This is a genomic window from Treponema sp. TIM-1 (assembly GCF_046533115.1).
In the GTDB taxonomy this organism is placed as follows: Bacteria; Spirochaetota; Spirochaetia; order Treponematales; family Breznakiellaceae; genus JAIRMO01.
Genome location: NZ_JAJQRC010000035.1, coordinates 1 through 24,556, shown reverse-complemented (window position 1 = coordinate 24,556; position 24,556 = coordinate 1). Strand labels below are relative to the sequence as shown.

At 54.6% G+C, this 24,556-nt stretch carries 16 protein-coding genes; 5 read left to right on the top strand and 11 right to left on the bottom strand.

The annotated features are described in order from the left end of the window. The first annotated feature begins 91 nt into the window (after nt 1-91). Together LQZ21_RS11625 and LQZ21_RS11620 are read left to right on the top strand one after the other, a co-directional pair. Entirely contained in the window at nt 92-1,924 is a 1,833-nt protein-coding gene (locus LQZ21_RS11625) for a S1C family serine protease (protein WP_411044576.1), read from the top strand. A 43-nt stretch (nt 1,925-1,967) separates the two neighbouring features. After that, complete coding sequence (locus tag LQZ21_RS11620) at nt 1,968-2,897, top strand: nucleoside hydrolase (protein ID WP_411044574.1); 930 nt, start codon at nt 1,968-1,970, stop codon at nt 2,895-2,897. A gap of 15 nt (nt 2,898-2,912) precedes the next feature. On the opposite strand, the gene LQZ21_RS11615 is transcribed toward LQZ21_RS11620, so the two are convergent. Beyond that, on the bottom strand, nt 2,913-3,395 hold the full coding sequence (locus tag LQZ21_RS11615; RefSeq protein WP_411044572.1) for a pyridoxamine 5'-phosphate oxidase family protein: 483 nt from the start codon (nt 3,393-3,395) through the stop codon (nt 2,913-2,915). Between the two features lie 82 nt (nt 3,396-3,477). On the opposite strand from LQZ21_RS11615, the gene lepA reads away from it, so the two are divergent. After that, entirely contained in the window at nt 3,478-5,277 is a 1,800-nt protein-coding gene (gene lepA / locus LQZ21_RS11610) for a translation elongation factor 4 (protein WP_411044570.1), read from the top strand. Nucleotides 5,278-5,290: 13 nt separating this feature from the next. Here lepA and LQZ21_RS11605 read toward each other — a convergent pair whose 3' ends face one another. The 10 genes from LQZ21_RS11605 to LQZ21_RS11560 form a co-directional block, all read right to left on the bottom strand. Next, a complete protein-coding gene (locus LQZ21_RS11605) occupies nt 5,291-6,955 on the bottom strand; it encodes a 6-hydroxymethylpterin diphosphokinase MptE-like protein (protein ID WP_411044568.1) in 1,665 nt (554 codons plus the stop codon). 3 nt (nt 6,956-6,958) lie between these two features. Further along, on the bottom strand, nt 6,959-8,455 hold the full coding sequence (locus LQZ21_RS11600; protein WP_411044567.1) for a SurA N-terminal domain-containing protein: 1,497 nt from the start codon (nt 8,453-8,455) through the stop codon (nt 6,959-6,961). Between the two features lie 207 nt (nt 8,456-8,662). Then, nucleotides 8,663-9,049, bottom strand: a complete 387-nt coding sequence (locus LQZ21_RS11595) for a hypothetical protein (protein ID WP_411044565.1) — start codon at nt 9,047-9,049, stop codon at nt 8,663-8,665. A gap of 145 nt (nt 9,050-9,194) precedes the next feature. Beyond that, nucleotides 9,195-10,439, bottom strand: a complete 1,245-nt coding sequence (locus tag LQZ21_RS11590) for an ABC transporter substrate-binding protein (RefSeq protein ID WP_411044563.1) — start codon at nt 10,437-10,439, stop codon at nt 9,195-9,197. A 58-nt stretch (nt 10,440-10,497) separates the two neighbouring features. Next, nucleotides 10,498-11,775: a glycosyltransferase gene (locus tag LQZ21_RS11585; RefSeq protein WP_411044561.1), complete on the bottom strand. Its 1,278-nt coding sequence runs from the start codon at nt 11,773-11,775 to the stop codon at nt 10,498-10,500. A gap of 52 nt (nt 11,776-11,827) precedes the next feature. Then, nucleotides 11,828-13,348: a DUF5312 family protein gene (locus LQZ21_RS11580; protein WP_411044559.1), complete on the bottom strand. Its 1,521-nt coding sequence runs from the start codon at nt 13,346-13,348 to the stop codon at nt 11,828-11,830. Between the two features lie 103 nt (nt 13,349-13,451). Further along, a complete protein-coding gene (gene nifJ, locus LQZ21_RS11575; protein ID WP_411044558.1) occupies nt 13,452-17,015 on the bottom strand; it encodes a pyruvate:ferredoxin (flavodoxin) oxidoreductase in 3,564 nt (1,187 codons plus the stop codon). Nucleotides 17,016-17,312: 297 nt separating this feature from the next. After that, complete coding sequence (locus LQZ21_RS11570) at nt 17,313-18,908, bottom strand: hypothetical protein (RefSeq protein ID WP_411044556.1); 1,596 nt, start codon at nt 18,906-18,908, stop codon at nt 17,313-17,315. A 446-nt stretch (nt 18,909-19,354) separates the two neighbouring features. Next, nucleotides 19,355-21,826, bottom strand: coding sequence for a beta-mannosidase (locus tag LQZ21_RS11565; RefSeq protein ID WP_411044554.1), 2,472 nt, complete (start codon nt 21,824-21,826; stop codon nt 19,355-19,357). 110 nt (nt 21,827-21,936) lie between these two features. Then, nucleotides 21,937-22,395 carry a VOC family protein gene (locus LQZ21_RS11560; RefSeq protein WP_411044553.1) on the bottom strand — a complete coding sequence of 153 codons (459 nt, stop codon included), beginning with the start codon at nt 22,393-22,395 and terminating at the stop codon, nt 21,937-21,939. 226 nt (nt 22,396-22,621) lie between these two features. On the opposite strand from LQZ21_RS11560, the gene LQZ21_RS11555 reads away from it, so the two are divergent. After that, entirely contained in the window at nt 22,622-23,917 is a 1,296-nt protein-coding gene (locus LQZ21_RS11555) for an NCS2 family permease (RefSeq protein WP_411044551.1), read from the top strand. Between the two features lie 9 nt (nt 23,918-23,926). Continuing rightward, the gene (locus LQZ21_RS11550) at nt 23,927-24,457 is read left to right on the top strand and encodes a DinB family protein (protein ID WP_411044549.1); all 531 of its coding nucleotides are present in this window, start codon (nt 23,927-23,929) and stop codon (nt 24,455-24,457) included. Nucleotides 24,458-24,556 lie beyond the last annotated feature (99 nt).

Genomic DNA, 24,556 nt, shown 5'->3' with positions numbered 1-24,556 from the left:
GTAGACGGGCGCGGGAACCAATCGGGTTCAAAACGCGGTTTATCTTTTAAGGATGGAGGCGTTTTCAAAATTCCTCTGTAAAGGATTCAGGATGGCAGCTAAGGTCAGGGCAGGAACGGGGCTTTTTTTCTTTCTTTCCCTGTGGTGCGGTTTAGGATTGTTTAGCGGGTGCCTTTCTGCCGCCCAGGCGGAAAAACGCTTGGTGCCCCTTAAATCGTCCGGTCAATTCAGGCTGGATGATATTGCGGGGTATGTTTCAGAAAATCCTGCGCGGGCGATACACCTGGCCGGAATCCACCGGCGGATCTATGGGACGGACGGGGAGGATCCTTTGGCGGCGCCCCGGCTTAAATCCCTGGAAGAAGCGGCGGTAAGGAACCTTATTGAGTCCCAGGCCCGGGCGGTCAGGGAAAAACGCTGGGACGATGCGGCCTCCCTGGCCAGATCCCTGGGGGCATTGGAAATTGCGGTGGAAAATACCGGTATGGAACCGGATTTTCTTCTGGCGGACGCTAAGGATAAATTATCCGGGGGAAATTATCTAGAGGCTTTTCTCGCGGCGCTGCGGACCCATGAATTGCGGCCCCTGGAATTTGAGGACGCTTTGTTTTTTTTGGAGCAGGCGGTAAGGGTCAGCCAGCGGCGGGCGGCGGCGTTTTTTTTCACCGCCGCGGAAGCCCGGGGGGGGGCCGTCCCCGAGGAATTACGCCGCTATGCCCAGGGCCGGGATACCGCCGCGGATATGATCAAGGGGGTTGCTACGGTCCTGGTTGACCGGGGCTACCGTATAGAAAAGGGCCGGGGCTTACCCGACTGGGTTTTAGGCTCCGCTTTTTTCGTGGACAGTTCCGGTCTCTTGATCACCAACTACCATGTTATCTCCAGCGAGGTGGATCCCGCCTATGAGGGCTATTCCCGGCTGTATATCCGCCTGGGGGGCGCCGCAAGCCCCCGGATCCCCGCCCGGGTGATAGGCTGGGACAAGGCCATGGATCTGGCCTTGATTAAGGCCGAAATAACGCCGGAGTATGTTTTTTCCCTGGTGGACCGGACCATCCCCTCGGTGGGGGAAGCCATCTATGCCATAGGCTCCCCGGTGGGGCTTGAAAAGACCGTTACCGCCGGGATCGTGTCCGCCCTGGGCCGGCGTTTGCTTCAAATTGGGGATGTGATCCAGATAGATGCCGCGGTGAACCACGGCAATTCCGGGGGGCCGGTGGTGGATGTGGAAGGCCGCCTGGTGGGTATTGTTTTTGCCGGTATTGAACAATATCAGGGGCTTAACTTCGCCGTTCCCGCCGAGCGGCTGGCGGCGGCCCTGCCCGGGATGCTCCGGGGCGGCAAGGCGGAAAGGCCCTGGCTGGGGCTTACCATAGCCGAGACTGCCCAGGGGGCGGAGATTATCTATGTGGCCCCCTTTACCCCCGCCGCGGAACACCATATCACGGAAGGAACCTGGCTCACGACCCTCAACGGCGCCGAGGTACGGGCCTCCCAGGGGGGGCTTATACCGGCTTTGCAGGACCTTCTTTTCCCCAACCGCCCCGGGGAGCTGGTGGCGGTCGAAACCTCCGACGGTATCCGGCGGGTGATCATGACCGAACCCCGGCCCGAAATCCCCTTGGCCAGGGCCGCCCGTGTTGACAGCCGGGAACGGCTGGCGGCCCCCCTCTTCGGCCTTATCCTGGCCCCCACGGCAGGCAATATATTTACCCCCGCCTATACCATCAAAAGGGTGGTCCGGGGTTCCATCGCCGACGAAGCGGGACTTTCCGAGCAGGATTCCGTATCCATCCGGGGCTTCAAGGTAGAAGAAAAGGAGGGGTATGTTCTCCTGGATATCTACGTAAAAAGACGCCGGCTGGGATACCTGGAAGCCTCCATGAGGCTTCCGGCAGCCCTGGATTCCCCGGATACCCTCTAGTACCGGCAGGCCGAGCGGAAAACAATAGAGGAGCGTGAGTTCTATGAAAAAAATCCCCATCATCATGGATTGTGATCCCGGTCATGACGACGCTATTGCCCTGGTCCTGGCTTTTGCCAGTGAAAAACTTGCGGTTAAGGCGGTTACCGTCACCGGCGGCAACCAGACCCTGGCCAAAACCCTCGGTAACGCCAAAAAAGTGTTGAGCTATATCGGTAAACGGCCGCGGCTTGCCGCCGGGGCGGATAAGCCCATGTTCCGGGAACTTGAGGTTGCCGAAGCGGTTCACGGCGCCTCAGGTCTGGATGGCCCGATACTGCCGGAAACCGATTACAAAGAGGAGCCGGTTTCCGCGGTGGACCTGATGCGGCGGATCATTCTGGACAGCCCGGAACCAATAACGCTGGTTCCCACGGGCCCCTTAACCAATCTGGGGATTCTCTTTACCGCCTACCCGGAGGTCAAAAAAAACATCGCCCGGATAAGCCTGATGGGCGGGGGCATCGAATCGGGCAATTGGTCGGCGGCGGCGGAATTTAATATTTTGGTAGATCCCGAAGCGGCGGAAATTGTTTTTACCTCCGGCCTCCCCATTACCATGTGTCCCCTGGATGTAAGCCATAAGGCGCTTATGCTGCCCGGCGATCTCGAAGCCCTGCGGAAGCACGGCGGCCGGGTTTCGGTCATGGTAGCGGAGCTGGTGGAATTTTTTTACCAGTACCATCTTGCCCAGGGCTTTGCGGGCGCTCCCCTCCACGACCCCTGCGCCGTGGCCTGGCTTATCGCCCCGGAACTTTTTAAAACCGCGGAATACCACATCTCCATTGAGACCCAGGGTAAGTACACTACCGGCATGACCTTTGCCGACCGCCGTTTTTGGACCGATGCCAAACCAAACGCCACGGTCTGCCTTGATATTGACCGGCCCGGTTTTATCCGGCTGATTACCGAGGCCTGCAGGAGTTACGGTTAAAACCGGGCGGGGCTGCTAGACCGGGAGGGGACGACGTTTCCCGGTGAAGGAGCGGGCCTTTACCTGGTAAACCGCCGTCTCCCGCAGGCGGGACTCGTCAAAAACAAAGTCCCGGTCCTCTCCGGTTTGGTGTTTCATCAGGAGATTGAGGCCGTGGACCTTTTTTTCGTCCTCTTCCACGAATTCAACCCCGCCGAAGCCGATGATGCTTTCGTAGGCAAAACTGTAATTATGGGCTTCCCGGCCTTCTATTAAGCGGTGGCCGCCGTCCATTTCAAAACAGATCCGGGGTTTTTTTTTGAGGATGTCGATTTTTTTCCCCGCTTGGGCGCCGTGAAAATAGAGGAAGAGTTCCCCGTTTTTGTATTCATACCCGAAATTCAAGGGAACCACATAGGGCCGGTTATTTTCCGCCATGGCAAGCCGGCAGACCTTACACCGGCCGATGACGGCCAGGAGTTCTTCAATGTCCGTTATTTCCCGATCTTTTCTTCGCATAAATGCTCCGGTTAGTGGTAAGATAATCTGAGTCTACCATATTCCCACTTTAAAAAATACGGGAAGTGTGCTTCAATAAACCATGCTTGCGCATATCCGTAATTTTTGTATCATCGCCCATATTGACCACGGCAAATCCACCCTGGCGGATAGGCTTATCCAGAAGGGGCATCTGGTGGAGGACCGTGATTTTCAGGATCAGATCCTGGATACTATGGATATTGAACGGGAACGGGGGATAACCATAAAAAGTCAGGTGGTAACCATCCCCTACACCGCCTCCGATGGGGTTGAATACGAACTTAACCTGGTGGATACCCCCGGCCATGTGGATTTTACCTACGAGGTTTCCCGGGCCATTAATTCCTGCGAGGGGGCCCTGCTCCTGGTGGACGCCACCCAGGGGGTACAGGCCCAGACCCTGTCCAATATGTACCTCGCCCTGGAACACAACCTGGAGATCCTGCCGGTGATCAACAAGATCGATATGATTGCGGCGGATATTCCCGAAACCAAGCGGCAGATAGACCACGACCTGGGGCTGGATTCCGGGGAAGCCCTCCTGGTTTCCGCCCGGCAGGGGACCGGGGTGGACGAGCTTTTTGAGGCCATTGTCCGGCGGATCCCCCCGCCCATGGGGAAAATCGATGCCCCCCTGCGGGCCCTGATCTTCGACTGCCACTATGATCCCTACCGGGGGGTGGTGGTCCATCTGCGGATCTTCGACGGTTCCATAAAACGGGGGATGCGGATCCGGTTCATGTCCAACGGTTCGGAATATGACATTGAGACCCTGGGGGTTTTTAAACTTGTTTTGATGGAGGTCGATGAACTTTCCACGGGGAGCGTAGGTTATATCATCGCCGGGGTAAAAACCGTAGGGGATGTCCGGGTGGGGGATACGGTAACCGGCGCGGAAGCTCCCTGCGATTCCCCCCTGCCGGGGTTCCGGGAGGTAAAACCCGTGGTGTTTTCCTCGATATATCCGGTGGATTCCAACGATTACGAGGAGCTCAAGACAAGCCTGGAAAAATTAAAACTCAACGACGCCTCCCTGGTCTACGAAAAGGACTCTTCCGCGGCCCTGGGCTTCGGGTTCCGCTGCGGCTTTTTGGGGCTGCTCCACCTGGAGGTGATCCAGGAGCGGCTGGAACGGGAATTCGACCAATCGGTGATCTTTACCGCCCCGTCGGTAAAGTACAAGGTATACCTGCGGACCGGGGAAGATGTTTTGGTGGATAACCCCATGGAGTATCCCGAGGAGGGAAAGGTGGAAGGGGCGGAGGAACCCTATATCCGGGCTTCGATTATCACCCCTACCTCCTTTTTGGGGAACATCATGACCCTCTGCATGGAAAAACGGGGGGTCCAGACCAACATGACCTACCTGGACGAAAAACGGGTGGAAATCATCTACGACATGCCCCTTTCGGAGGTTCTCTTCGACTTTTACGATCGCCTTAAAAGCACAAGCCGGGGTTACGCGTCCTTTGATTACGATATTACCGAGTATAAACCCACGGAGCTGGTCAAACTGGACATACTCCTCAACGGGAAGGGGGTGGACGCCCTGTCCCAACTGGTGTTCAAGGGTAATGCCTACGATAGGGCCCGGCTTGTCTGTGAACGCCTGCGGGACGAGATCCCCCGGCAGCAGTTCAAGATCCCCATCCAGGGGGCCATCGGGAGTCAGATCATCGCCCGGGAAACGGTTAATGCCCTGCGGAAGGATGTATTGGCCAAATGTTACGGCGGGGACATCACCCGGAAGCGAAAACTCCTGGAAAAGCAAAAGGAGGGGAAGAAACGGATGAAGATGGTGGGGGACGTGGAGTTACCCCAAAGCGCCTTCCTCGCGGTGCTTAAAACCAAGGATAACTAGCAGGCAGTAACATTTACCAGGTTACCAGTTCCCCTAAAACCCGGTCCAAAAGCCTGATAAAGGGGTCGATCTCTGTCCTGACCCGCTTAAGAAAGGAGATATCCCCCGCAGGGGGCCGTCTGCCCCCGGTCCCGGCGCAATCGGGAAAGTGGGCCCAAAGGTAGTCTTCCCGGTCCAGAAGTTCTTCCAGGAGTTTCCGGGGGACCGTGGTTTCCCCGGTGAGGATCTTCCGGAGCTCGAAAAGGGCCTCCCGTTCCTCCCGGATAAAGGCTTCCACCGCCTTTTTCCGGCCATCCACCTCCGGGGCAGCGGGAAGAGGGCAGACCGGGTTTGGGCCTGCTCCCAGGAGATCCCGGGCTTTTTCCAAGGAGAGGGGAAGGGTTCCCAGGGGAAGCCCCGTCCCCATAAGGTCGCGGATCCGTTCTTCCCCGGCAAATTCCTGTTCAAAAAGGTCCCGATAAGAGGCCATAGCCGGATCGCTTCGAACCGTTATCCCCGATTTTGCCGTTTTTTTAAAGACCCCCCGGCGGAAGGCCCCCCCGGCGTTGATAAGGCCGTGAAAACGATCCAGCCGGAACAGGCGGTCCAGATGCCCCGGGGTGCCCCGGGCATGGTAAGCGTCCAGGGTAAAGGAAAAATCCAGGCCGCCGGTAATTATGGGACCCGAAGAAAGCCGCCGGGCAAGGGCCGCCGCGGTAAGCCCCACGGAACCCAGGGGCGTCACGGTCCCGGGAAGAAGGCCCGCCGTGCGGAGCCGCTTAAACAGGGAGAGTTCGGTCCAGGGGGTTACAAAAAGAAAGACCGGTCCCCCCAGGATCTTCCCGGTGGCGGGAAGGGCGGAGAGGTCCATGGCCGCCGGTACCTGCCAGCCGCCGGAACCGATAAAATCCCGAAGGTTCCAATGCTGGCTCTCCAGGACAACCGCCAGATCCGGCTTAATATTCCGGGTTTTAAGGGGGGGGAGGCAGGTATCCACACAGATGATCCTGAAGGGCCTTTTTGGGGGATCGCCGAGGTCCTTTCCAAAAAAACGGAAAAGACCTTCCAGGAGCCCGTCCAGGGAAGGACCGGCCCCCAATACCAGGACCGGGCTGTTGCCAAAGGAAAGGGCCGAAAGGTCATAAGTTTTTGGAATCAGGGCGAGGTTCCGCAGGGCATTTTGGGTATAACGCCGGCCCAGTTTTACCAGGGTCATGGCGTTGCCCCAATCAATGTGTATGTTTCGCCGGAGGGAGTTTGCCAAGGAATCGTAGATTTTGGGAGCAAGCTGCCATCCCCCGGTAAGCCGGAGGGTTTCTACCCGGCGGAAGCGCCGGGCCCCCCAGGTTTGCCGCACATAGGCGCAAAGCTCCCCTTCATCCCCGGCGGATACCAGACGCAGGTTTGGATTTTCCCGCAGGAGCCCTTCCATGGCGGCCCGGGACAGGTCCAGGAGCTGTTCATCCGCTTCCACACAAAGAACCGCCGAATCCGTGTCCAGGGATTGAAGCAACAGGGCAAGACCGTACCCGTATAACGGGGAGGGGCAAAAATAGAGGGTCCGGGGGGATTTGGGAAAAAGAGCGGCCAGCCGCTCCGCCTGACCTTGGGAATTTTTCCGGGAAAGAAGGGTTTTCCCCTTATAAAAAAAAGATCCTCCCCCCGGTCCTTCCGGAAACCGGGGCAGCCCGCCAGTCATGGGCTAAATAGAGGGCTGTAGGTATCTAAAATAGGTTATCCAAAAGTTATCTTCCAGTTTTTCGCTCCGCACAAAACGGTTCCGAATACTTTGATCGGTGTTGTTATCGAGCCAATAAGAAGAATAGGAGGAGGCGATACTGTCAATATTCTCTTTTTCCAGGGTATTTTCCTCCAGAGGAAACAAAACCAAGGCGTTATCCCCCAATATAAAGGGAGCGGAGGGACTTTGCAGGGAGGTGGAGAAGGCGATGCGCCAGAAATTTTCATTGGACACCGCCGACGCAAGCTCAGGCGCCGTATCACTTGACAGGGCTTTAAACAGGGTAAAATTACCGTAATTGAGGGCTATTGGTCCGAAGTTCTGTTTTACCAAACCCAATTCACCCGCCGCGGTGTCGAATCCCTGATCTTCCGCCCGGGCGATAAACTGTTCCGCCTTTTCTATCAGCCAGTCATCCATAATACCCCGTCTGAATCCGGTTAGATAGGTACGGATCTTTTCCACCGTATCCTGGTCATTCAAATCCGCCGGCTGGGGCGTTTCCTCCGCCCGGTAAAAGGCCCATCCTGAAGGAACCTTTACCACGGGACTGATGTCCCCCCTGGCGAGGTTCAGGACCGTCTCCCGCTCGGTTTCATCCGGAATTTCCTCGGTCAGCTCGTAGGCCATTTTAACACCGGTATCCCCGCCGCTTTCGGCGAAATTATCCTGAGAGTGGGTCCGGGCGGCTTCCTCAAAAAGCTGACCTCCCTCCTCGACCGATGTAAGGATCTGCTGAATTTCCCGTTCATTGGAATTAATGGTTATCTTTGAAAGGTGGACGGTTTTGAATAGTTCCTGGTTATTATTGGCAAAGGCGGTAATTTCTTCCACCGGATAGGAACTTAAGGGAAAGGCCGCCATGGCAAAGGTCCGTTCTTTGGAAGCCATGGCGCCGATAAAAGCGGCTTCTTTGGAGGACTGCCGCAGATCGGATACATCGGACAAATATCGTTGGGCAATAAGCGAATCCTGTACATCCTTCCACAGGGACAACTGGGTGGCTTTATCTAATTGCCGGTATTTGGTTAAGGAAAACCGGCCGTTTTCTTGAAATTGAGGCAGGGCCCGGACTTCCTTATCCACCAGCTCCGGGGGAATAACAAACCCGGCCTTTTTCATTTCCTGTAACATACCGATGTGGATTACCGTCTCCTCAAAGGCGGAACGCCAAACCTGGGATGATATGGAAAGGGCATTACTTTCGTTCATAGAACGCTGCATATATTGGGCATAAGAGGACTGTACCTGGGCTAAATAATTCCCCCGGACATAGGTAATGGGAATTTTATCATAGTAACCAAAGGTTAAATCAATATTTGCCCCTTCATTCGGAACCATGGCGGGGACCAGCACAAAGGCCACAATAACGATTATCAAAATCACGATGGTCCCGACAAAAACAAATGGATTTGATTTAAACCGGCGGATAAATTCACTCTGAGCGGACTTTTCCACCGGCTCCGCTCTTTTTTTCCCCTGGGAAACCATAGAATTTTATACCTCTTTCCAATAAATAACATCATGCGGCGGGAAAGTCCGGCGCCGATAGATTTAGAGCATACCATTTAAAGAGAAAATGGTCAATGATGGTATGGAACTTCCCGGGCAAAGCCGTTGCTTTTTTTCCCGGCGCCAGGGAAAATTTTTGGGGATCCGGGGGATTTACGCGACCAGATTAAAAACCGCCCCGGCGGGGGCCGTTGGAGCAGGGGCATAGGGCATAACGCTGCTTGCCGCCCGGGCCTGCCGTATTTGGTTTTCATATTGCTCGATCATGGCATCAATTTGTTTGTCTGACAGGGAAAAATCCGCCGCCGGTTCCGGTCTTTTTTTTATCTGGTTCAGTTGTTCGATAAGGACATCCAGGAGCTTCAACTTGTTGATGGTAACCCCATGGGTTCCCTCGGGGGCAGGGGTTCCGGAGACGTGTTTAAAGTGGGAATAAATATAACTACCCGGGGACACGGGCAGGGACATTCTTCCCCCCCGGGATACACTGAGGGCGTATCCTATTGTGGGAACTCCCGATGACATAATTCCCCGAACCATCTTTTTCCCTCCGGATTAAGGGTGATAGGGCTTAACCGCTTTTCCAAAACCGGCCATGTTTTTGAAACAGGCTTATGTACTATCGGTTAAACATCCTTACTTACAATATCGGAAGAAGAAAAAAAAGCATTAGGTATATTGGTGTTTACAGATCCCGGTTAAGCCGGACCCATTCGCTCAGGCGGCGTTCCAGGGAACGGATATCATTCCGGTTATCGTTCCGGATCCGGTCGTGGAGGTAGGGGAGGATAACCCGTTCTTTGATGGCCGTCCAATTCCGGGGGAGTATGTTGGGAGGGGAAAGAAAATCCTCCGGCGGCATGTGTCCCAGGAGATTTGGATAAAACTGGGGGAAGATGTATTCCGTTACGGTCCGTAACGCGGAAAAGCCGTTTCCAATGCCAAAGAAGGTTTCGGTTAACCATTTGTCCTGGCTGAACTCCAGGAGGTGGCGCTGGGTATCCTCCTGAAAAAACCATCGGGTAAAAACCTTCGCCGCTTTTTTAGCCGCACCCTTTTTACAGATCCCCATATAAACCGCTTCCTCCGACAGGGGGATAATGTCTTTTTCCGCGATCCAACGGAAATCAAGGTTGGCCTGCTTTTCCTGGGTAAGGGTAAAAAGATCCGCGCTGTTCATATAGGTAAAGAGGATCCGCCCCGACAGGGCAAGGTTAGAGGGGGGATCGTAAAAATATTTAAAAACAAAATCATCCTCCGCCCGGAGCCCCCGGTTGGCATCCTCGATCCAATCCCTGACATACACCATAGCCCGTTCAAGGGCTTCCGGGTCCCATGCCAGGGGGGCGGCCTCCCTAAAGGAAGTGTTAAAAAGGGTTGCCGTCATAAAAAGAAAATCATCGCTCCAGGAAGGGGAAAAGCCCATTCGGGAATAGATGCCGTTAGTTTCGGTATTGTAAGCTTTTCCCAGTTCCTTAATTTCATCTAAAGCCACCGTAAAGGAATTGGGGAGCAGATAACTGTTATTCCGGGCAAATACCAAGGCGGGAATGTTGAATGAAACCGGCAGCAGGTATTGTTTCCCCTCAATATTGCCCAAGGCCAGGAGGTGGGGATAAAAAGAATTTTTCATCTTTTCCCCGTCTGGTTTTAAAAGGTCATCCACGGGGCTGAACAGCACCCGGGTAGAGGTATTTTTTAGCCAGTTACCGGCGGCAATGTCCGGGGATGTCTCGGAATTGGCAAGTTCCAGGGAGAGGGATTCAAAGTACCGGGTTTCCACCTTATACTCAGCCTGGGCGGCGTTAAAATATTCCGCGTAAATGGCGAATTCGGGCCGGTCTGTCCAAAGGGTGACGGTTTTGGATTCAAAACAAGCGCAAAAACACAGAGAAAGCAGCAGGGTAACATAAAATCCTGGTTTCTTCATGACCGGCCCTGATATACGGCGGCTGTTTCAAAACAGCGGATTTTGAAACAGCCGCGTTTTATAGTTGTCCAAAATTCATCATCACCTGGTGAAGCCGCTGCTCCAAAAGCCTAAAGGAAAAAAACCGGCGGCCCAACTCAAAATTTTTTGCCCCCATAAGTACCCCCGCTTCGGGATTGTCAAGGATAGCCCTGACGGTTTCGATAATCTCCGGAGTTACATAATTTTCCATAACCACCACGTCAAAATCCAAGGGTTCTATATCTTCCTGAAAGATCGAATAACGGTTTACCAGAATCGGCTTTTTAAACCAAATCGCCTCCAAAAAGGCATTGCCGAAACCCTCGTAGGAGGAAGGATAGGTAACAAAATCCGCATTCAGATAGCAGTCCCAGAGGCTGTATTTTTTTGTCCCTAATTCGGTAACCCCCCGGTCAGCGCCGATGAGATCCGGCCGTACAATCACATCCACCCCCAGGAGGGCGGCATAGTCCATGGTCCGCAGGAAATAATCGGACCCCTCATCCCGTTCCTGATGGCTGATAAGGAGTTTGGCCTTTTTATCCTTCAAACGGCCGGCGAGTTCTATGGCGTGTTCGATCCCCTTCCGGGCCACCACCCGGGTGGGCTGGAGCAGCAGGGTTTCATCGGGGGCGACCCCCAGATCCTGCCGCAGGGTACGGGCGTAATCATCCAATGCAGGGGGAGCCGTATCAAAGTCAAAGACATTGGGAATGATAATCGAAGAAAGCCCGCAGCGGAAGGAGAGTTTTTGCCGGGCCTCGGAATTAATTACTACGTGGTTTATCGTATGCAGCCTGGGGGGAAAGGCCATGGAAAGATAATCTTCCACACAATTAACGGAAAAGCGCTGCCGCTCCCAGGAAAAATCATGGTGATGGGCAATGACGGGGATCCCGGTTTCGGCGACATATTCGGTGATGGCCAGTCCCAGGGGGATGTGCATGGGGATGGTCAGGGCGTTTTCGGCGATCAGGAGGTCCAGCTTAAAGGTGTCCACAAAATCATAAAGGGCCTGTTTTAAGCGGAACCGAACCGCCTGGATCTTCCCGGTCAGGGACTCCCCCCGGACGGTAGTCCCGAAACAATAACTCTGGAGCTCCAGGATCTCCGGATGACCGAAAAAAGCTTCATCCACCACCATGGATTTATCCTGCTGCCAATCGGAAAGCCCTGAAAAGAAAAAACACTCATACCCCATTTTTTCCAATACCTGCCGCCATTTGGCGGTTTCCAGGGAAACCCCATCGGTACCCTTAAAACGGGTTGAAATAAAACCAATCCGCTGTATATTAGTGGTTTTAGTTAAATACATTTTTTAATTATAAAAAAAAAAAACGATTATAACCAGACCGCAAGGACAATTTTTAGGGGGAAGCGGAAAAAAATTGCATCAGTTGAATAAAATAGTTAATTTTTTTATAGGCATCCGCAATCCGCTGCCCGATGGGCGTCCTTGAGACATAGCCCAATTCCTTCCAGTTCATGATAAGTTCATGGGGGCTCTTCTGAAAATCGTCGGTCAGGTTTTTTAGGTGTTTTCCCACGATGATAAGGGCCTGAGCGGCGGAAGTGATAAGTTCCTGGGCTTCTTCGTTAATATTCCCGATGATGCTGTTGATGTACCGGATCTGACTTTTATCCCGGTCTACCCTGAGCAGGGCGCCCCTCAGCCGGGCTCCGTTGTCACCCTTTTCCGACAAGGTATTATCCAAATCCAGGATATGTTCGGTCAGTTCGGTCACCTTGTGAAAGCCATCGGACATTTCCCGGGAGGCAGGATTGCTGGTCCACTGTCCCCGGATAAGGATGATGTCGCAGAGTTCCTGGATTTCCTTATCAATATATTCCGTAATAAAGGCCAGCAGGTAGTTGAGCCCCGCGGCGTGGGTAAAGGTCTCCAGATTTTTTTTACGGTAAATTTCGCCGTTTTTATCGGTATAATACCGCAGCCGGGTAATATCGGAGGTTCCAAAAATGTTGGTTGCCAGGACCTCTATTTGGGCGTTCCGCTGGGCATTAACAATCTTCGCAATATAATCCTGGACCTCGTTTCGTTTTGCCGCAAGCCAAACGTCAACCGCCGGTTCATTGGGGATGAGGGGTTTTACCATCCAGAGGGGATTTTTGGTTACGTATTGGAGGGTCAGATCGATGATCCCGGAATTTTTGACATCCTTGAGGTTCTGGATCAAAATATTCCATTGGTCCAGGGAAACGGCGGGGATCTGGCAGGCAGTAAAGATGGTAAAGACATTTTTCCAGTCCGGCGACGGCTCCAGGGCATGGGATATTTTCTGAAAATTCTCCAAATCCTGAACCAGGAATTCCCCTTGTACGGTGGTGAATTTTGGGGGAACACTGAAATTACCCGGCGTTAAATTGAGGTCGAATTTCCGCAGCAGTATAAAAAAATCAAATTCCACAAACTGGACAAAGGCCAGTATAAGATTGTAACACCGGTTTGCCGTTTTTATCCGGTTCACATCAAAGGTATCGGAAAGGGTAGTAAGTTCTTCTTTAAGCTGGACGATAAGTTCCCGGGGAGCCGTTGTTTTAGCCCGGGCTTCGATAGCCTCCGGAGCAAGGCGCCGCACCGCTTCTTTGGTTGTTTTGTCCATAAAGGCTTCAATGACGATATACCGCAGCCGGGCCAGTTTTTCCGGGTCCTGCATAAAGGCCCGGACCGGATAAATGGTTTTATAGATATCATAAAAGAACTGCGCCAGGGCCGGTTCATATTCTTCCGACTTTGCCCGGTAGAATTTTGCGTATTTGTTTTGGTTTATCTCCCTCAGTACCTGCCGCAATAAAATTTTATTATCCGACGCAGGTTCATTATCCCCGGAAATAAAGGAAAATACTTTATCTAAAAGGTCCTCAGCCATTACCTACCCCACTATAAACACCGCCCCTTTCATAGCGGTATAATAAACTCAAAATAGGAGGCGGCCGCAAGCATCTTGGCGTTACGGCCCGCCCCGTGTTCGTTTAGAAGGGCCTGTCGGCCAAATACTTATATTCTTTCCATACCCGGTCGACTTGGGCCTTGGCTTTGGTCAGCAGGGACTCGGCCCGTTCCGGTGAGGCGGCCTTAAGGCTCTTGAACCGGACTTCCTTGTACATAAAGTCCTCCAGGGCGGTGGTCGCCTCTTTGGAGTCAAGCTGGAAGGGATTTTTCCCCTGATCCTTAAGCCGGGGATCGTAACGGTACAGGGGCCAAAGGCCCGAAGTAACCGCCGCTTTCTGCTGCTCCATCCCCCGGCTCATGTCGATACCGTGGTTGATACAGTGGGAGTAGGCCAGGATGATCGATGGACCGTCATAGCTCTCCGCTTCCCGGAAGGCCTTGATCACCTGGTTCGTATTGGCCCCCATGGATACCTTGGCCACGTACACATAGCCGTAACTCATGGCCATGGCGCCCAGGTCTTTTTTGGTGATATCCTTGCCCCCCGCGGCGAACTTGGCGATGGCCCCCACGGGGGTCGCCTTGGACATCTGACCCCCGGTGTTGGAGTAAACCTCGGTATCAAGACAGAGGACGTTCACGTTCCGGCCCGCGGCCAGTACATGGTCAAGCCCGCCGTAGCCGATGTCATAGCCCCAGCCGTCACCCCCCAGGATCCACACGGAACGTTTGATAAAGTGGTCCGCCAGGGAACAGAGGTTTTTCGCCAGGGGCTTGGTTTCGCCGGCCAGGGCCTTTTTCAATTCATCCACCAGCTTCCGCTGTTCCTCAATGGCCGCGTCGTCGGCCTGGGTATTGGCCAGGAGCTTGTCGATGAGGGCCGGCTGGATCCCCCCGGCCTTGGCCTGGAGGGCCACTTCCCGGGCATGTTCCGCCAGCTTGTCGCTGGTAAGGCGCATCCCCAGGCCGAACTCGGCGGCGTCCTCAAAGAGGCTGTTGGACCAGACCGGTCCCCGGCCGTCGGCCCGCTGGGCATAGGGGGTGGTGGGGAGGTTCCCGCCGTAAATCGAGGAACAGCCCGTGGCGTTGGCGATCACCGCCCGGTCACCGAAGAGCTGGGAGAGGATCTTCACATAGGGGGTTTCCCCGCAGCCGCCGCAGGCGCCGGAGAACTCAAAGAGGGGCCGTTTGTAGGCCAAGCCCTTGACCGAGGCAAGGTTAAGCTCCTCCGCGGGAACCTCGGGCAGCTTGAGGAAATAATCCCAAGCCGCGGCCTGTTCGGCGTGGTAGACCGGGTCGTCGGCATAGGACTTCCAGGAGAGGGCCTGGGGCTTGGCGGGATCCTTGGACATGGGACAGATGTTGAGACAAACCCCGCATTCCATACAGTCTTCGGCGGAGATGATAAGGCAGGTCTTTTTGCCCTCCACCGGTTTCGGCCGGATTGCCGCGGTCTTAAAGCCCTTGGGGGCCGCCGCGGCTTCGGCGTCGGTGAGGTTTTTCATGCGGATACAGGCGTGGGAGCAAACCGCCGTGCAGTTGCCGCATTGGATACACACCTCGGGATTCCAGGAGGGCACCCGCTCGGCCACCGCCCGTTTTTCGTATTGGGTGGTGGCGGTGGGGAAGGTACCGTCTTCGGGGATCTTGCTCACCGGGAGCTTGTCCCCCTCCTGGACAGACACCGCCCCCAGGGTTTCCTGAATCCAGGGGTCCGTGGCGGTGGCAAAGGGCTTTTTCATCCGGAGCTTGCCGTCCGCGGCAGCGGGATATTTTACCTCTTCCACGGCGGAAAGGGAGGCGTCCACGGTGGCGAAGTTTTTCTGTACCACGTCGGCCCCTTTTTTGCCGTAGGATTTTTCGATAAAGTGCTTCATTTCCGCCACGGCCTGCTCATCGGGCAATACGCCGGAAATTTTGAAGTAGGCGGCCTGCATGACCGTGTTGATCCGGTTCCCCATGCCGGTTTTCCGGGCGATCTCCGCGGCGTTGATCACGAAGAATTTGAGTTTTTTATCGATGATCCGCTGCTGGGCCTCCCGAGGGATTTCGTTCCAGACCTCCGCCGCGCCGTAGGGGCTGTTGAGGAGGAAGGTACCCCCTTCCTTGGCGTTGGCCAGCATGTCCAGGGTCTCCATATAGGAGAATTTGTGGCAGGCCAGGAAGTCCGCCTTGGTGATAAGGTAGGGCCGGCGGATCGGTTTTTTACCGAACCGCAGGTGGCTGATGGTAAAGCCCCCGGACTTTTTGGAGTCGTAGGAGAAATAGGCCTGGGCGAAAAGCTCCGGTTTCGTATCGCCGATGATCTTGATGGAGTTTTTGTTGGCCCCCACGGTACCGTCGGAGCCGAGACCATAGAACATGGCTTCGTTCATCCCCTCCTCGGGGATCACAAAATGTTCGTCGTAGTCCAGGCTCTTCCCCTGAACATCGTCCTGGATGCCCACCGCAAAGTTAGGTATCTTCTTGCCGGAGAGGTTGTCGAAGACCGCCTTGACCATGCCGGGGGTGAATTCCTTGGACCCCAGGCCGTAACGGCCCCCCAAAACCAGGGGATAGCCCTTGAAGGGGGCGCTTCCCGCGGCCATGACTTCGCCGATGGCGGTACGGACATCTTCGTAGAGGGGTTCCCCCAGGGAGCCCGGCTCTTTGGTCCGGTCCAGGACGGCGATGGCCTTAACCGAAGCGGGGAGGGCCTTGACAAAAGCGGAGGCGTCAAAGGGCCGGAAGAGCCGGACCTTGAGGATGCCGACCTTTTCACCCTTGGCGGCCAGGTATTCCACGGTCTCTTCACCGGTTTCCGCGCCGGAACCCATGATGATGATCACCTTTTCCGCGTCCGGGGCGCCGAAATAATCAAACAGGTGATAGGCCCGGCCGGTGAGTTTGGCGTATTTGTCCATCTCCGCCTGAACAATGGCGGGGACCTTATCGTAATACTTATTTACCCCTTCCCGGCCCTGGAAATAGGTGTCGGGATTTTGGGCGGTACCCCGGATAGCGGGTTTTTCCGGGGTAAGCCCCCGCAGGCGGTGGGCCCGGACCAGGTCATCGTCGATCAGTTGCCGCATCACGTCATAGGGGACTTCTTCGATCTTCTGCTGCTCGTGGCTGGTCCTGAAACCGTCAAAGAAGTGAAGGAAAGGTATCCGGGAACGCAGGGTGGATGCGTGGGAGATAAGCGCCAGATCCATCACTTCCTGGACACTATTGGAGGACAAAAGCGCCCAGCCGGTCTGCCGGCAGGCCATCACGTCCTGGTGATCGCCGAAAATGGAGAGGGAACTGGTGGCCAGGGCCCGGGCGGCGATGTGGAAGACCGTAGAGGTCAGCTCCCCGGCGATTTTGTACATATTAGGGATCATCAAGAGAAGTCCCTGGGAGGCGGTAAAGGTAGTAGAAAGGGCCCCGGTGGTTAGGGCTCCGTGTACGGCGCCGGCGGCGCCCGCTTCAGACTGCATTTCAACAACCTGGGGAATGGTTCCCCACAGGTTTTTCCGGCCTTGGGCGGAAAACTCATCGGAGAGTTCCCCCATAGGACTGGAGGGGGTAATCGGATAAATTGCGATTACCTCACTCAGGGCATGGGCCACATAGGCCGCCGCGGCATTTCCGTCAATCATGACCATGTTTTTATCGGGCATAGTACTTCCTCATTGGTAGGGTTATTTAATTTTAATCCGGGAAGACAAAATATTCAAGTGCGGAATCGGCAGGGACAGGATAAACGCATAAAAATACAAAAATTGAAGAAAAATAGCTACGGGCCGCCCGAACAGATACGCAGGTGGTTCCAGGTACGCTTTTTTTGATAAAAATTCATCCGAAAAAGGTGATTCACCTCATTTTTAACCGGCGAAGCCGTCATGCGGTCTCCGCAAAGCGGGGAATACGGGGACCTGCCCTAGGGAAGGCCCCCGTATAATTACCGCGAGATACGGTTATTCTACTAACAGGGTGCTGTCGATGATAAGACTCTCAATACTGCCGGAGCTTATACCGTCGTCAGCGGTCACCACCGTTATGCCTAGGAAATTACCCGATGCGGGGGTCGCACCTACGCCCTGGGTGTCGGTATGGATGAGCGTTGTACTTGGGGTGGGGGAAGAACCGGAAACCTTGGCGATGTTTTTACCGCCGATTTTTGATGCCGTGGTGAACCCGTTCGGAAGACTAACCCCCGCCGATGCGCCGCTCAGTATTTGGCTGTTGGCGTTTGCTAAAATAACCGAGCCCGCAATAGTAGCGGAAGCAGTCCAAGCGGGGTCTCCCTCCAGGATGAGCTGCGCCCCTGCGATGGGTGTATTATCCTCAACGGTTCCGCCCAGGTTTATAACCGCGGGATAACTACTATCACCGAGCAAAAGCCTGCTGCCGATCCCAATTTTTTGGGTGATGGTCGCTCCGGCCCTGCCGGTAAAGGCAGCAGGATCACCAGTATTTTGCCACTCAATGCTCGATACCCTATCATTGACCGCTGTTATTATCGTATTCGCCCAGCCAGCGGTAGAGGCGGAGGGAACCGTCCACCAGCCGCCCTCGCCGCCGACAATTTCGGTTTTACCGACAACCAGCTTGCCTTCTCCGAGGATCGGCGCGCCGGCCCCCATCCAAAAAATCACCCCGTCCTGGAGGGTAGCGGTCTTACCCTCGTTAATCTGGAGGGTGAGCGTGCCGCCGCCATTCGCAAAGTTACGAGTACCACTGCCCGACGGATAGGGGTATTGGCCCCACACCAACGCATCGCCGTTAAGTTCAAGTTTGTCTTTTGTTACGATAACCTCGCCGTTTAAGAGCTCTACCGTCGCGTCGCTGTTGATACCAAGCCGGTTTGCCCGTTTTGCGAAGTCTGTGGTCAAATCATAGCTTCCATAACCCGTCGTACCCGTAGAGCCGGTCGTACCGGTAAAGGGCACATTATAGTAAGCGCCGACGCGCCCGCCGGAGTAGAGCTTGCTACCCGCTTTTAAGATGATTTTACCGGTCCCTTCGTCAGGGGCGCCGGATCCCCAGGTGGACCCATTGGGGTTCATATCAAAAAACGTTCCGCCATCCTCGACGATGAGTTCCCCGATAATATTACCGGTCGTTACCTCAGCGAAGCTTGGGTAGCCGGTGACATTCAGATCGTTATTATACAATATCAGGATCCCGCCGTCGGCTACTTTAAGGGTTCCCTTTTCGGCAATGGAAAGGCGGTCATTGTCAAACACCAGGGTTACATTCTTTCCGATTGTCAGGGTTGCGTTATCGGGGATGTGGAGAACCGTGGGAACGACTTGTCCGTCCTGATAATCGTGAATGGCGACTACTTCTTTATAATCACCGACCAAGGTTACTTCGCCATAGGCTTTGAGTTGGTTTGCCAGCTCATAGGCGGTTAAACTGCCTTTGAGGGTAATAGTTCCGGCGCCACCACCCGATGTGCCCGAACCTGCCGCTGATACCGGATCGTCGGATTGACTGCATCCTGCTAACATCAGCAAGACGGTGATGATTGCCGCCATGCTTCCAAAAAAAAGGCTTCGTTTTGACATAAAGCCCTCCTTAAAAAATATACCCCCGGATCAGATCCTGAGGGTCCCCCGACGCGGTAACACGCCGGGGGTTTTAAAAAGAGGACTTACGCTTGTAATTATTTGCCCGAATGGACTAAAATTACTTTAGCGTAAGGCTAAACCCCGGTAACAGTGTTGATCTGGCAAGACTGTGCACTGTACCGGGGTCCCTCTTTTATAGAGACCCCTATAAAGCTCCGGAGGCTCGGGCTGTCGCTTAGCCGCCGGGCATTGTTTTCATCGTTTCAAACGGGCCTTTTCAAAATCCAAGTTTTTGAAAAAGCATCACTATATATTATATCACACTTTGGTCGAAAAATCCAGTTTTTTTAAAAAAAACGTAAAAAAAAGGGGGAAAAGCTAAAAAAGCGGAGTGAGAAGGGAAAATTCCCTCTTCCCTTCTCACGGATCCATTTGCCCGGCTCTTACCGTATATCGTAAACGCTCCGCAGCCTAATCCCCTGGGGGTTCCCGCTGAGGATGGTCACCGCCTTTTCCCCGGCATTCATGTCAAAATAGTTGTCGGAAAGGACCAGATCCTCGTTTTCATTGAGGATTTCCACGCTTTTGGCATAGGCCTCGGCGGTAACAACAATCCGGTCCCCCGCTATGCGGTAACTCAAATGGGGGTCCAGGTAATGGAAATGTTTGGGCAGGGAGAAGATCACCGTTCCTTCGGAGAGGATCTTTTCCCCCTGGAAGAGGTGAAAACTCAGGTATTCGTCGTACAGGGCAAGTTCGGGGACCGCCACCTTGTCCAGCCACACCGAGGAGAGGGGGCCCACGGTTACCGGCGCGGTTCCTTCCTTTAGAATCTTCGCCGTCTTGTCCCGGATCTCCCAGGCGGCCCGGAGCTTTTTTTCTTCCCGGGTCTCGTTGGCCACCGAGAGCCGGAAACTCTTTTCGATATCCCTCCGCTGGGTGTTTACGTTGGTATCCTGGGTGAGGATCCCCTCCTCCTGGCAGGAGATCATCACGGGCTCGAAAAACCGCCGGGCAAAGTAGTGCAGGGGTTTCCAGCGGAAGTAATAGTCCAGGGAGGCCCAGGAGGCCACGGGCCAGCAGTCGTTGAGCTGCCAGTAGATCGCCCCCATACACCGGCCCCGGTTCCGGCGGAAATGTTCTACCCCGTATTTGATCGCCTCCGCCTGCAGGAGCTGGGTGGCGTAGATCAGTACCTCAAAATCGGTGGGATACAAAAAGGTCTGGTAGAGATAGTTCATGATCTTCCCGTTGGCCGCGTTGTTCCGCTGGTGTTTTTCCATAACATAGGAAAATATGTTCCGGTCCCCGGGCAGGGTGTAGGTCTCCACGGTCTTGGGGAAGGGGAAGGATTGAAAGCCGAATTCCGAGGCGTACCGGAAAAAATAGTTCCGGTAATCCGAAAAGGGTTTGTTTCCGTGCCATACCTCCCAGTAGTGGACATCCCCCCGGTTGGGATCGTTGGGGGCGTCGAAACTCCCCCCCGAGGAGGGGCTTGCCGGCCAGTAGAAGGTCACCGGATCATGCTCCTTGAGCACCTGGGGGAAGATGTATTCGTACATCTTGATATAGTCCGCCTTCTGCCGGTGGGTGTTTACCCACATACCCTGGTCCACGAACATCTCCATCTCGTTGTTCCCGCACCATAGGCCCAGGGAGGGGTGGTGGCGGATCCGCTTGATGTTGTCCGCCAGTTCCGCCCGGATATTCCGGTCAAAGTCCCCGGTGAGGTCATAAACCGCGCAGGCAAACATAAAGTCCTGCCAGACCACCAGCCCCAGTTCGTCGCAGAGGTCGAAAAAGTAATCCGCCGGGTAATAGCCGCCCCCCCATACCCGGATCGCGTTAAAGTTGGCGGCCGCACACTGCTCCAGGAGCTTCCGGGTCCGTTCCGGCGTGATCCGGCTATAGATATTGTCCTCGGGGATGTAGTCCGCCCCCATGGCGAAGAACTGGACTCCGTTCACCTCGTGGGCAAAACTCTCCCCATATTGGTCCTTTTCGATATGCATGGTCAGGGTCCGCAGCCCTATCCGGCGTTCCCAGGTGTCCAGTACCGTCTCTCCCCGGCGGAGGGTTACCTTCACCGTATACAGGGGCTGGGCTCCGATGCCATGGGGCCACCACAGCTCGGGGTGGTCTATGGTGAGGGCTTGGGGGGAATTTTGGTATACCACGGTTTCTCCCCGAGGACTGGTGAGGACCGCCTCATAACTCAAACCCGTTGCCCCGATTTCTTCGGGGCTGAGGAGCCCCACGCTGCCGCCGGCCTTGACCCCCTCTATGCCCGGGGCAATCCACAGGGTCACCCGGTCCTTTTCGTGCTCCTGCCGGATAAACACGTTTTCCAGCCGGGCTGTGTCTATCCCCAGAAGGCGGATGTCCCGCCAGATCCCCGCGTCGGGCAGCCGGGGACCCCAGTCCCAGCCGAACATACAGTGGGCCTTGCGGAGGAGGGGGAAGCCGTCCATGCAGTCCGAGGAACCGTCGGTCCGTGTCTTTTGATAGGCCTCCCGGATAAATTGGGTGGGGGAATGAAACACTATCCGCAGGCTGTTTTCCCCCGGTTTCAACCGATCCTTGACCTCGTATTCCCAGGTCCGGTGCATATTATCCGCCTTCCCGAGGATTTCCCCATTCAGGTACAGGTCCGCTAGGGTATCCAGGCCCTCGCAGCGGAGTACCACCCGGGAGCTTCCGGAGAGTTCCGGGGACGGGGTAAAACGATTTACATATTCAAAATCGTTTTCCAGTATCGCCAGGGCCCGGTCTTCGTTGTCCCGCCAATAGGGATCCTCCATCTTTTTATTGAGGAGGAGGTCGTTATACACCGACCCCGGCACCTGGGCGGGGAGGTAGCCGGTTTCCGTGGTTTTTTTCATCTGCCAGTTATCGTGCAGGTTCTGTATGATCATGATAAACTCCCAATTTAATCCTAAAATTTGGTTGATTTTGAAGCATTTTCAAAACTAAAGCTTGGGAAAAGCCTCCGTGTTACGGGGGGCATGTCGTTTTGTGTCCTTTCTTAGGGCTTCGGCTTAATATTCAGGTTCACCCCAAGGGTTTCTTCGCTGTCCACAATGGTCCAACTGCTCCCCGGATAATATCCGATGGTACGCATCTGGTAACCCTTTTCCTCCAGTTCCCCGATGACGGCGTCCCGCCGATCCCCAACGCAGAAACCCAGATGATGTACCCCGTTGCCGTGTTTATCCAGAAATTCCTTGAAGGTACTTTCCCCTTCCCCGGCTTCATGGAGTTCAATCATAAAACCCCGTTCTTTAACGTCAATGACTGCGAATTTGAGGCCATAAAAAGCCTCCTTGCCCCGGTAGGTCAAGTTGGGGTTGTGGGTGGGTTTGTCGATACGGATCTCCGGTACCGGTACATTAAACAATTCCGCCCAGGCTTTGGCGGCCTTTTCAATATCCTTTACCACCAGGGCGATCTGTATAAACCCGTTCAGATCAATGGCGTTTTTCATTACATCCTCCAAAATTTGAAAGCGGTTCATGATCCCCAAACTCCGGTGAATTTTAAGGATATTCCATAATACTATATATCTTAAGAATAGGGAAGCGGTTTCAAAATGTCAAATTGTAAAACCGGCTTTGGGTCCCTGCTGTTTTTTTCAATTTCAACGGCATTGTCTATAATTATCCTTCGTAGTATTATCATGGCATCTTATTCCCAATATTACGGAGGAAACTATGGAAAAGCTCTTTGGATTACAGGAGCATGGGACCACGGTTCGCCGGGAGATTCTGGCGGGGCTTACCACCTTTCTGACCATGGCGTATATCCTGGCGGTCAACCCCGGGATGCTCGGCTCGATTGAAGGTATGAGTAAGGACGGGGTTTTTGCCGCCACCGCCATTGCATCGGGGATCGCCACGGTGGTCATGGCTTTTGCGGCGAATCTCCCCGTAGCCCTGGCGCCCGGCATGGGGCTTAACGCCTTTTTCACCTATACGGTGGTATTCGGCCTGGGATACAGTTGGCAGATAGCCCTGACGGCGGTTTTCCTTGAGGGGATCCTCTTTATCATCCTTTCCCTTTTTAATGTCCGGGAAGCGATTATCAAAGCCATTCCGGGAAACTTAAAAAAAGCCGTGGCCGTCGGGATCGGCCTCTTTATCGCCCTTATCGGGTTTGCCAATGCCGGTATCGTGGTGAACGATGCGGGTACCGTTATCGGCCTGGGGGATCTGTCGGGACGAAGCCCCTTCCTCGCCCTCCTCGGGCTCCTCCTCATCATCGTCCTGTATGCCCTCAAAGTTCCCGGCGCTATCCTCATTGGAATTCTCGTCACCACCATTATCGGTATTCCCCTGGGGGTTACCAATATCGGCCAGGGCTGGACCGCCAATGACTTTTTGCCCAAGGCCCCCCTCTTTTTCCAGTTTGATTTTTCCGCGGTTTTAAGTTTTAAGTTTTTCACCGTGTTTTTTACGTTCCTTTTTGTGGATATTTTTGATACCGTGGGGACCCTGGTGGGGGTAACCACCCAGGCGGGGCTCATCGATAAAAACGGTGATATTCCTCGGGTAAAGCAGGCCCTCCTCGCCGACGCCATCGGGACCGTCGCCGGAGCGGCTTTGGGGACCTCCACGGTCACCAGTTATGTGGAAAGTACCGCCGGGGTCGCCGCGGGGGGCAGAACCGGTTTTTCCGCCCTGGTAACGGGGATCCTCTTTTTCCTGGCCATCTTCCTCTCGCCCCTGTTCCTCCTCATCCCCAGCGCGGCCACCGCCCCGGCCCTGATCGTGGTGGGTTTCCTTATGATGAAGGCGGTTACCTCCATTGATTTTACCGATCCCACCGAGGGGATCCCCGCGTTCCTGGCCATTGTGATGATGCCCTTTGGCTACAGCATCGCCGAAGGTATCGTTTACGGGGTCCTCTCCTATGTGATCCTCAAGACCGCCACCGGGCGGGTTAAGGATGTTTCGGTGATAACCTGGGTATTATTTGTGATCTTTATACTCCGGTTCTTTTTAAGTTAGGGAGAAACTATGAAAGCGTGGTTTGTCACTTTTGCGGAATATACCAGGGAAGCGAACCGTACGGTGTATACCATCCTGGACGGCCTGTCCCCGGATGAACGGGAAAAGGAACGGGGGAGTTACTATGGGAGCCTTTCCGGTCTTGTCCTGCACCTGCTGGGGGGAACCCTCTTTTTCCATTCCCTTTTTAAGGACGCTTTGGGGGAAGGTTCCGCCGCGGTAACGGCCCTGGATTATCCGGCCGTATCCCTTCCCAAGGGAAAACTCTCCGAAGCCCAGTGGAAAAGCCTGGGGCCTGTTTTTGAGTCCGCCGACGGGGCGACCGTCAATTTTATAGGTTCCCTTGCGGATAAGGAACTCAGCGCCCCGATCAAGCTCAACTGGTATGGGGGGAATCCCCCGTCGGTCCCCCTCTCTTTCATGCTGCAGCAGCTCACCGTCCATGGGGTCCATCACCGGGGGCAGATCTCCCAGATTCTGGACGAGCTTAAGGTGGATAATGATTATTCCGGTATCAATGTGGCATTTTTGCCCAGATGATTCTAAGAACCCGCGCAGAAACAACATGACCGAATGGTCATATTGTTTCTTTATTGCGTAAGCAATTAGAATAAAATGCTCTGCATTTTATTCTTGCGC

What these genes read in the sequence shown, in the direction of transcription:
- LQZ21_RS11595 (WP_411044565.1), bottom strand. Translation starts at nt 9,049, where the DNA reads ATGGTTCGGGGAATTATGTCATCGGGAGTTCCCACAATAGGATACGCC.
- LQZ21_RS11590 (WP_411044563.1), bottom strand. Translation starts at nt 10,439, where the DNA reads ATGAAGAAACCAGGATTTTATGTTACCCTGCTGCTTTCTCTGTGTTTT.
- LQZ21_RS11565 (WP_411044554.1), bottom strand. Translation starts at nt 21,826, where the DNA reads ATGATCATACAGAACCTGCACGATAACTGGCAGATGAAAAAAACCACG.
- LQZ21_RS11570 (WP_411044556.1), bottom strand. Translation starts at nt 18,908, where the DNA reads ATGTCAAAACGAAGCCTTTTTTTTGGAAGCATGGCGGCAATCATCACC.
- LQZ21_RS11560 (WP_411044553.1), bottom strand. Translation starts at nt 22,395, where the DNA reads ATGAAAAACGCCATTGATCTGAACGGGTTTATACAGATCGCCCTGGTG.
- LQZ21_RS11580 (WP_411044559.1), bottom strand. Translation starts at nt 13,348, where the DNA reads ATGGCTGAGGACCTTTTAGATAAAGTATTTTCCTTTATTTCCGGGGAT.
- LQZ21_RS11625 (WP_411044576.1), top strand. Translation starts at nt 92, where the DNA reads ATGGCAGCTAAGGTCAGGGCAGGAACGGGGCTTTTTTTCTTTCTTTCC.
- LQZ21_RS11620 (WP_411044574.1), top strand. Translation starts at nt 1,968, where the DNA reads ATGAAAAAAATCCCCATCATCATGGATTGTGATCCCGGTCATGACGAC.
- LQZ21_RS11550 (WP_411044549.1), top strand. Translation starts at nt 23,927, where the DNA reads ATGAAAGCGTGGTTTGTCACTTTTGCGGAATATACCAGGGAAGCGAAC.
- LQZ21_RS11585 (WP_411044561.1), bottom strand. Translation starts at nt 11,775, where the DNA reads ATGTATTTAACTAAAACCACTAATATACAGCGGATTGGTTTTATTTCA.
- LQZ21_RS11555 (WP_411044551.1), top strand. Translation starts at nt 22,622, where the DNA reads ATGGAAAAGCTCTTTGGATTACAGGAGCATGGGACCACGGTTCGCCGG.
- nifJ (WP_411044558.1), bottom strand. Translation starts at nt 17,015, where the DNA reads ATGCCCGATAAAAACATGGTCATGATTGACGGAAATGCCGCGGCGGCC.
- LQZ21_RS11605 (WP_411044568.1), bottom strand. Translation starts at nt 6,955, where the DNA reads ATGACTGGCGGGCTGCCCCGGTTTCCGGAAGGACCGGGGGGAGGATCT.
- LQZ21_RS11615 (WP_411044572.1), bottom strand. Translation starts at nt 3,395, where the DNA reads ATGCGAAGAAAAGATCGGGAAATAACGGACATTGAAGAACTCCTGGCC.
- lepA (WP_411044570.1), top strand. Translation starts at nt 3,478, where the DNA reads ATGCTTGCGCATATCCGTAATTTTTGTATCATCGCCCATATTGACCAC.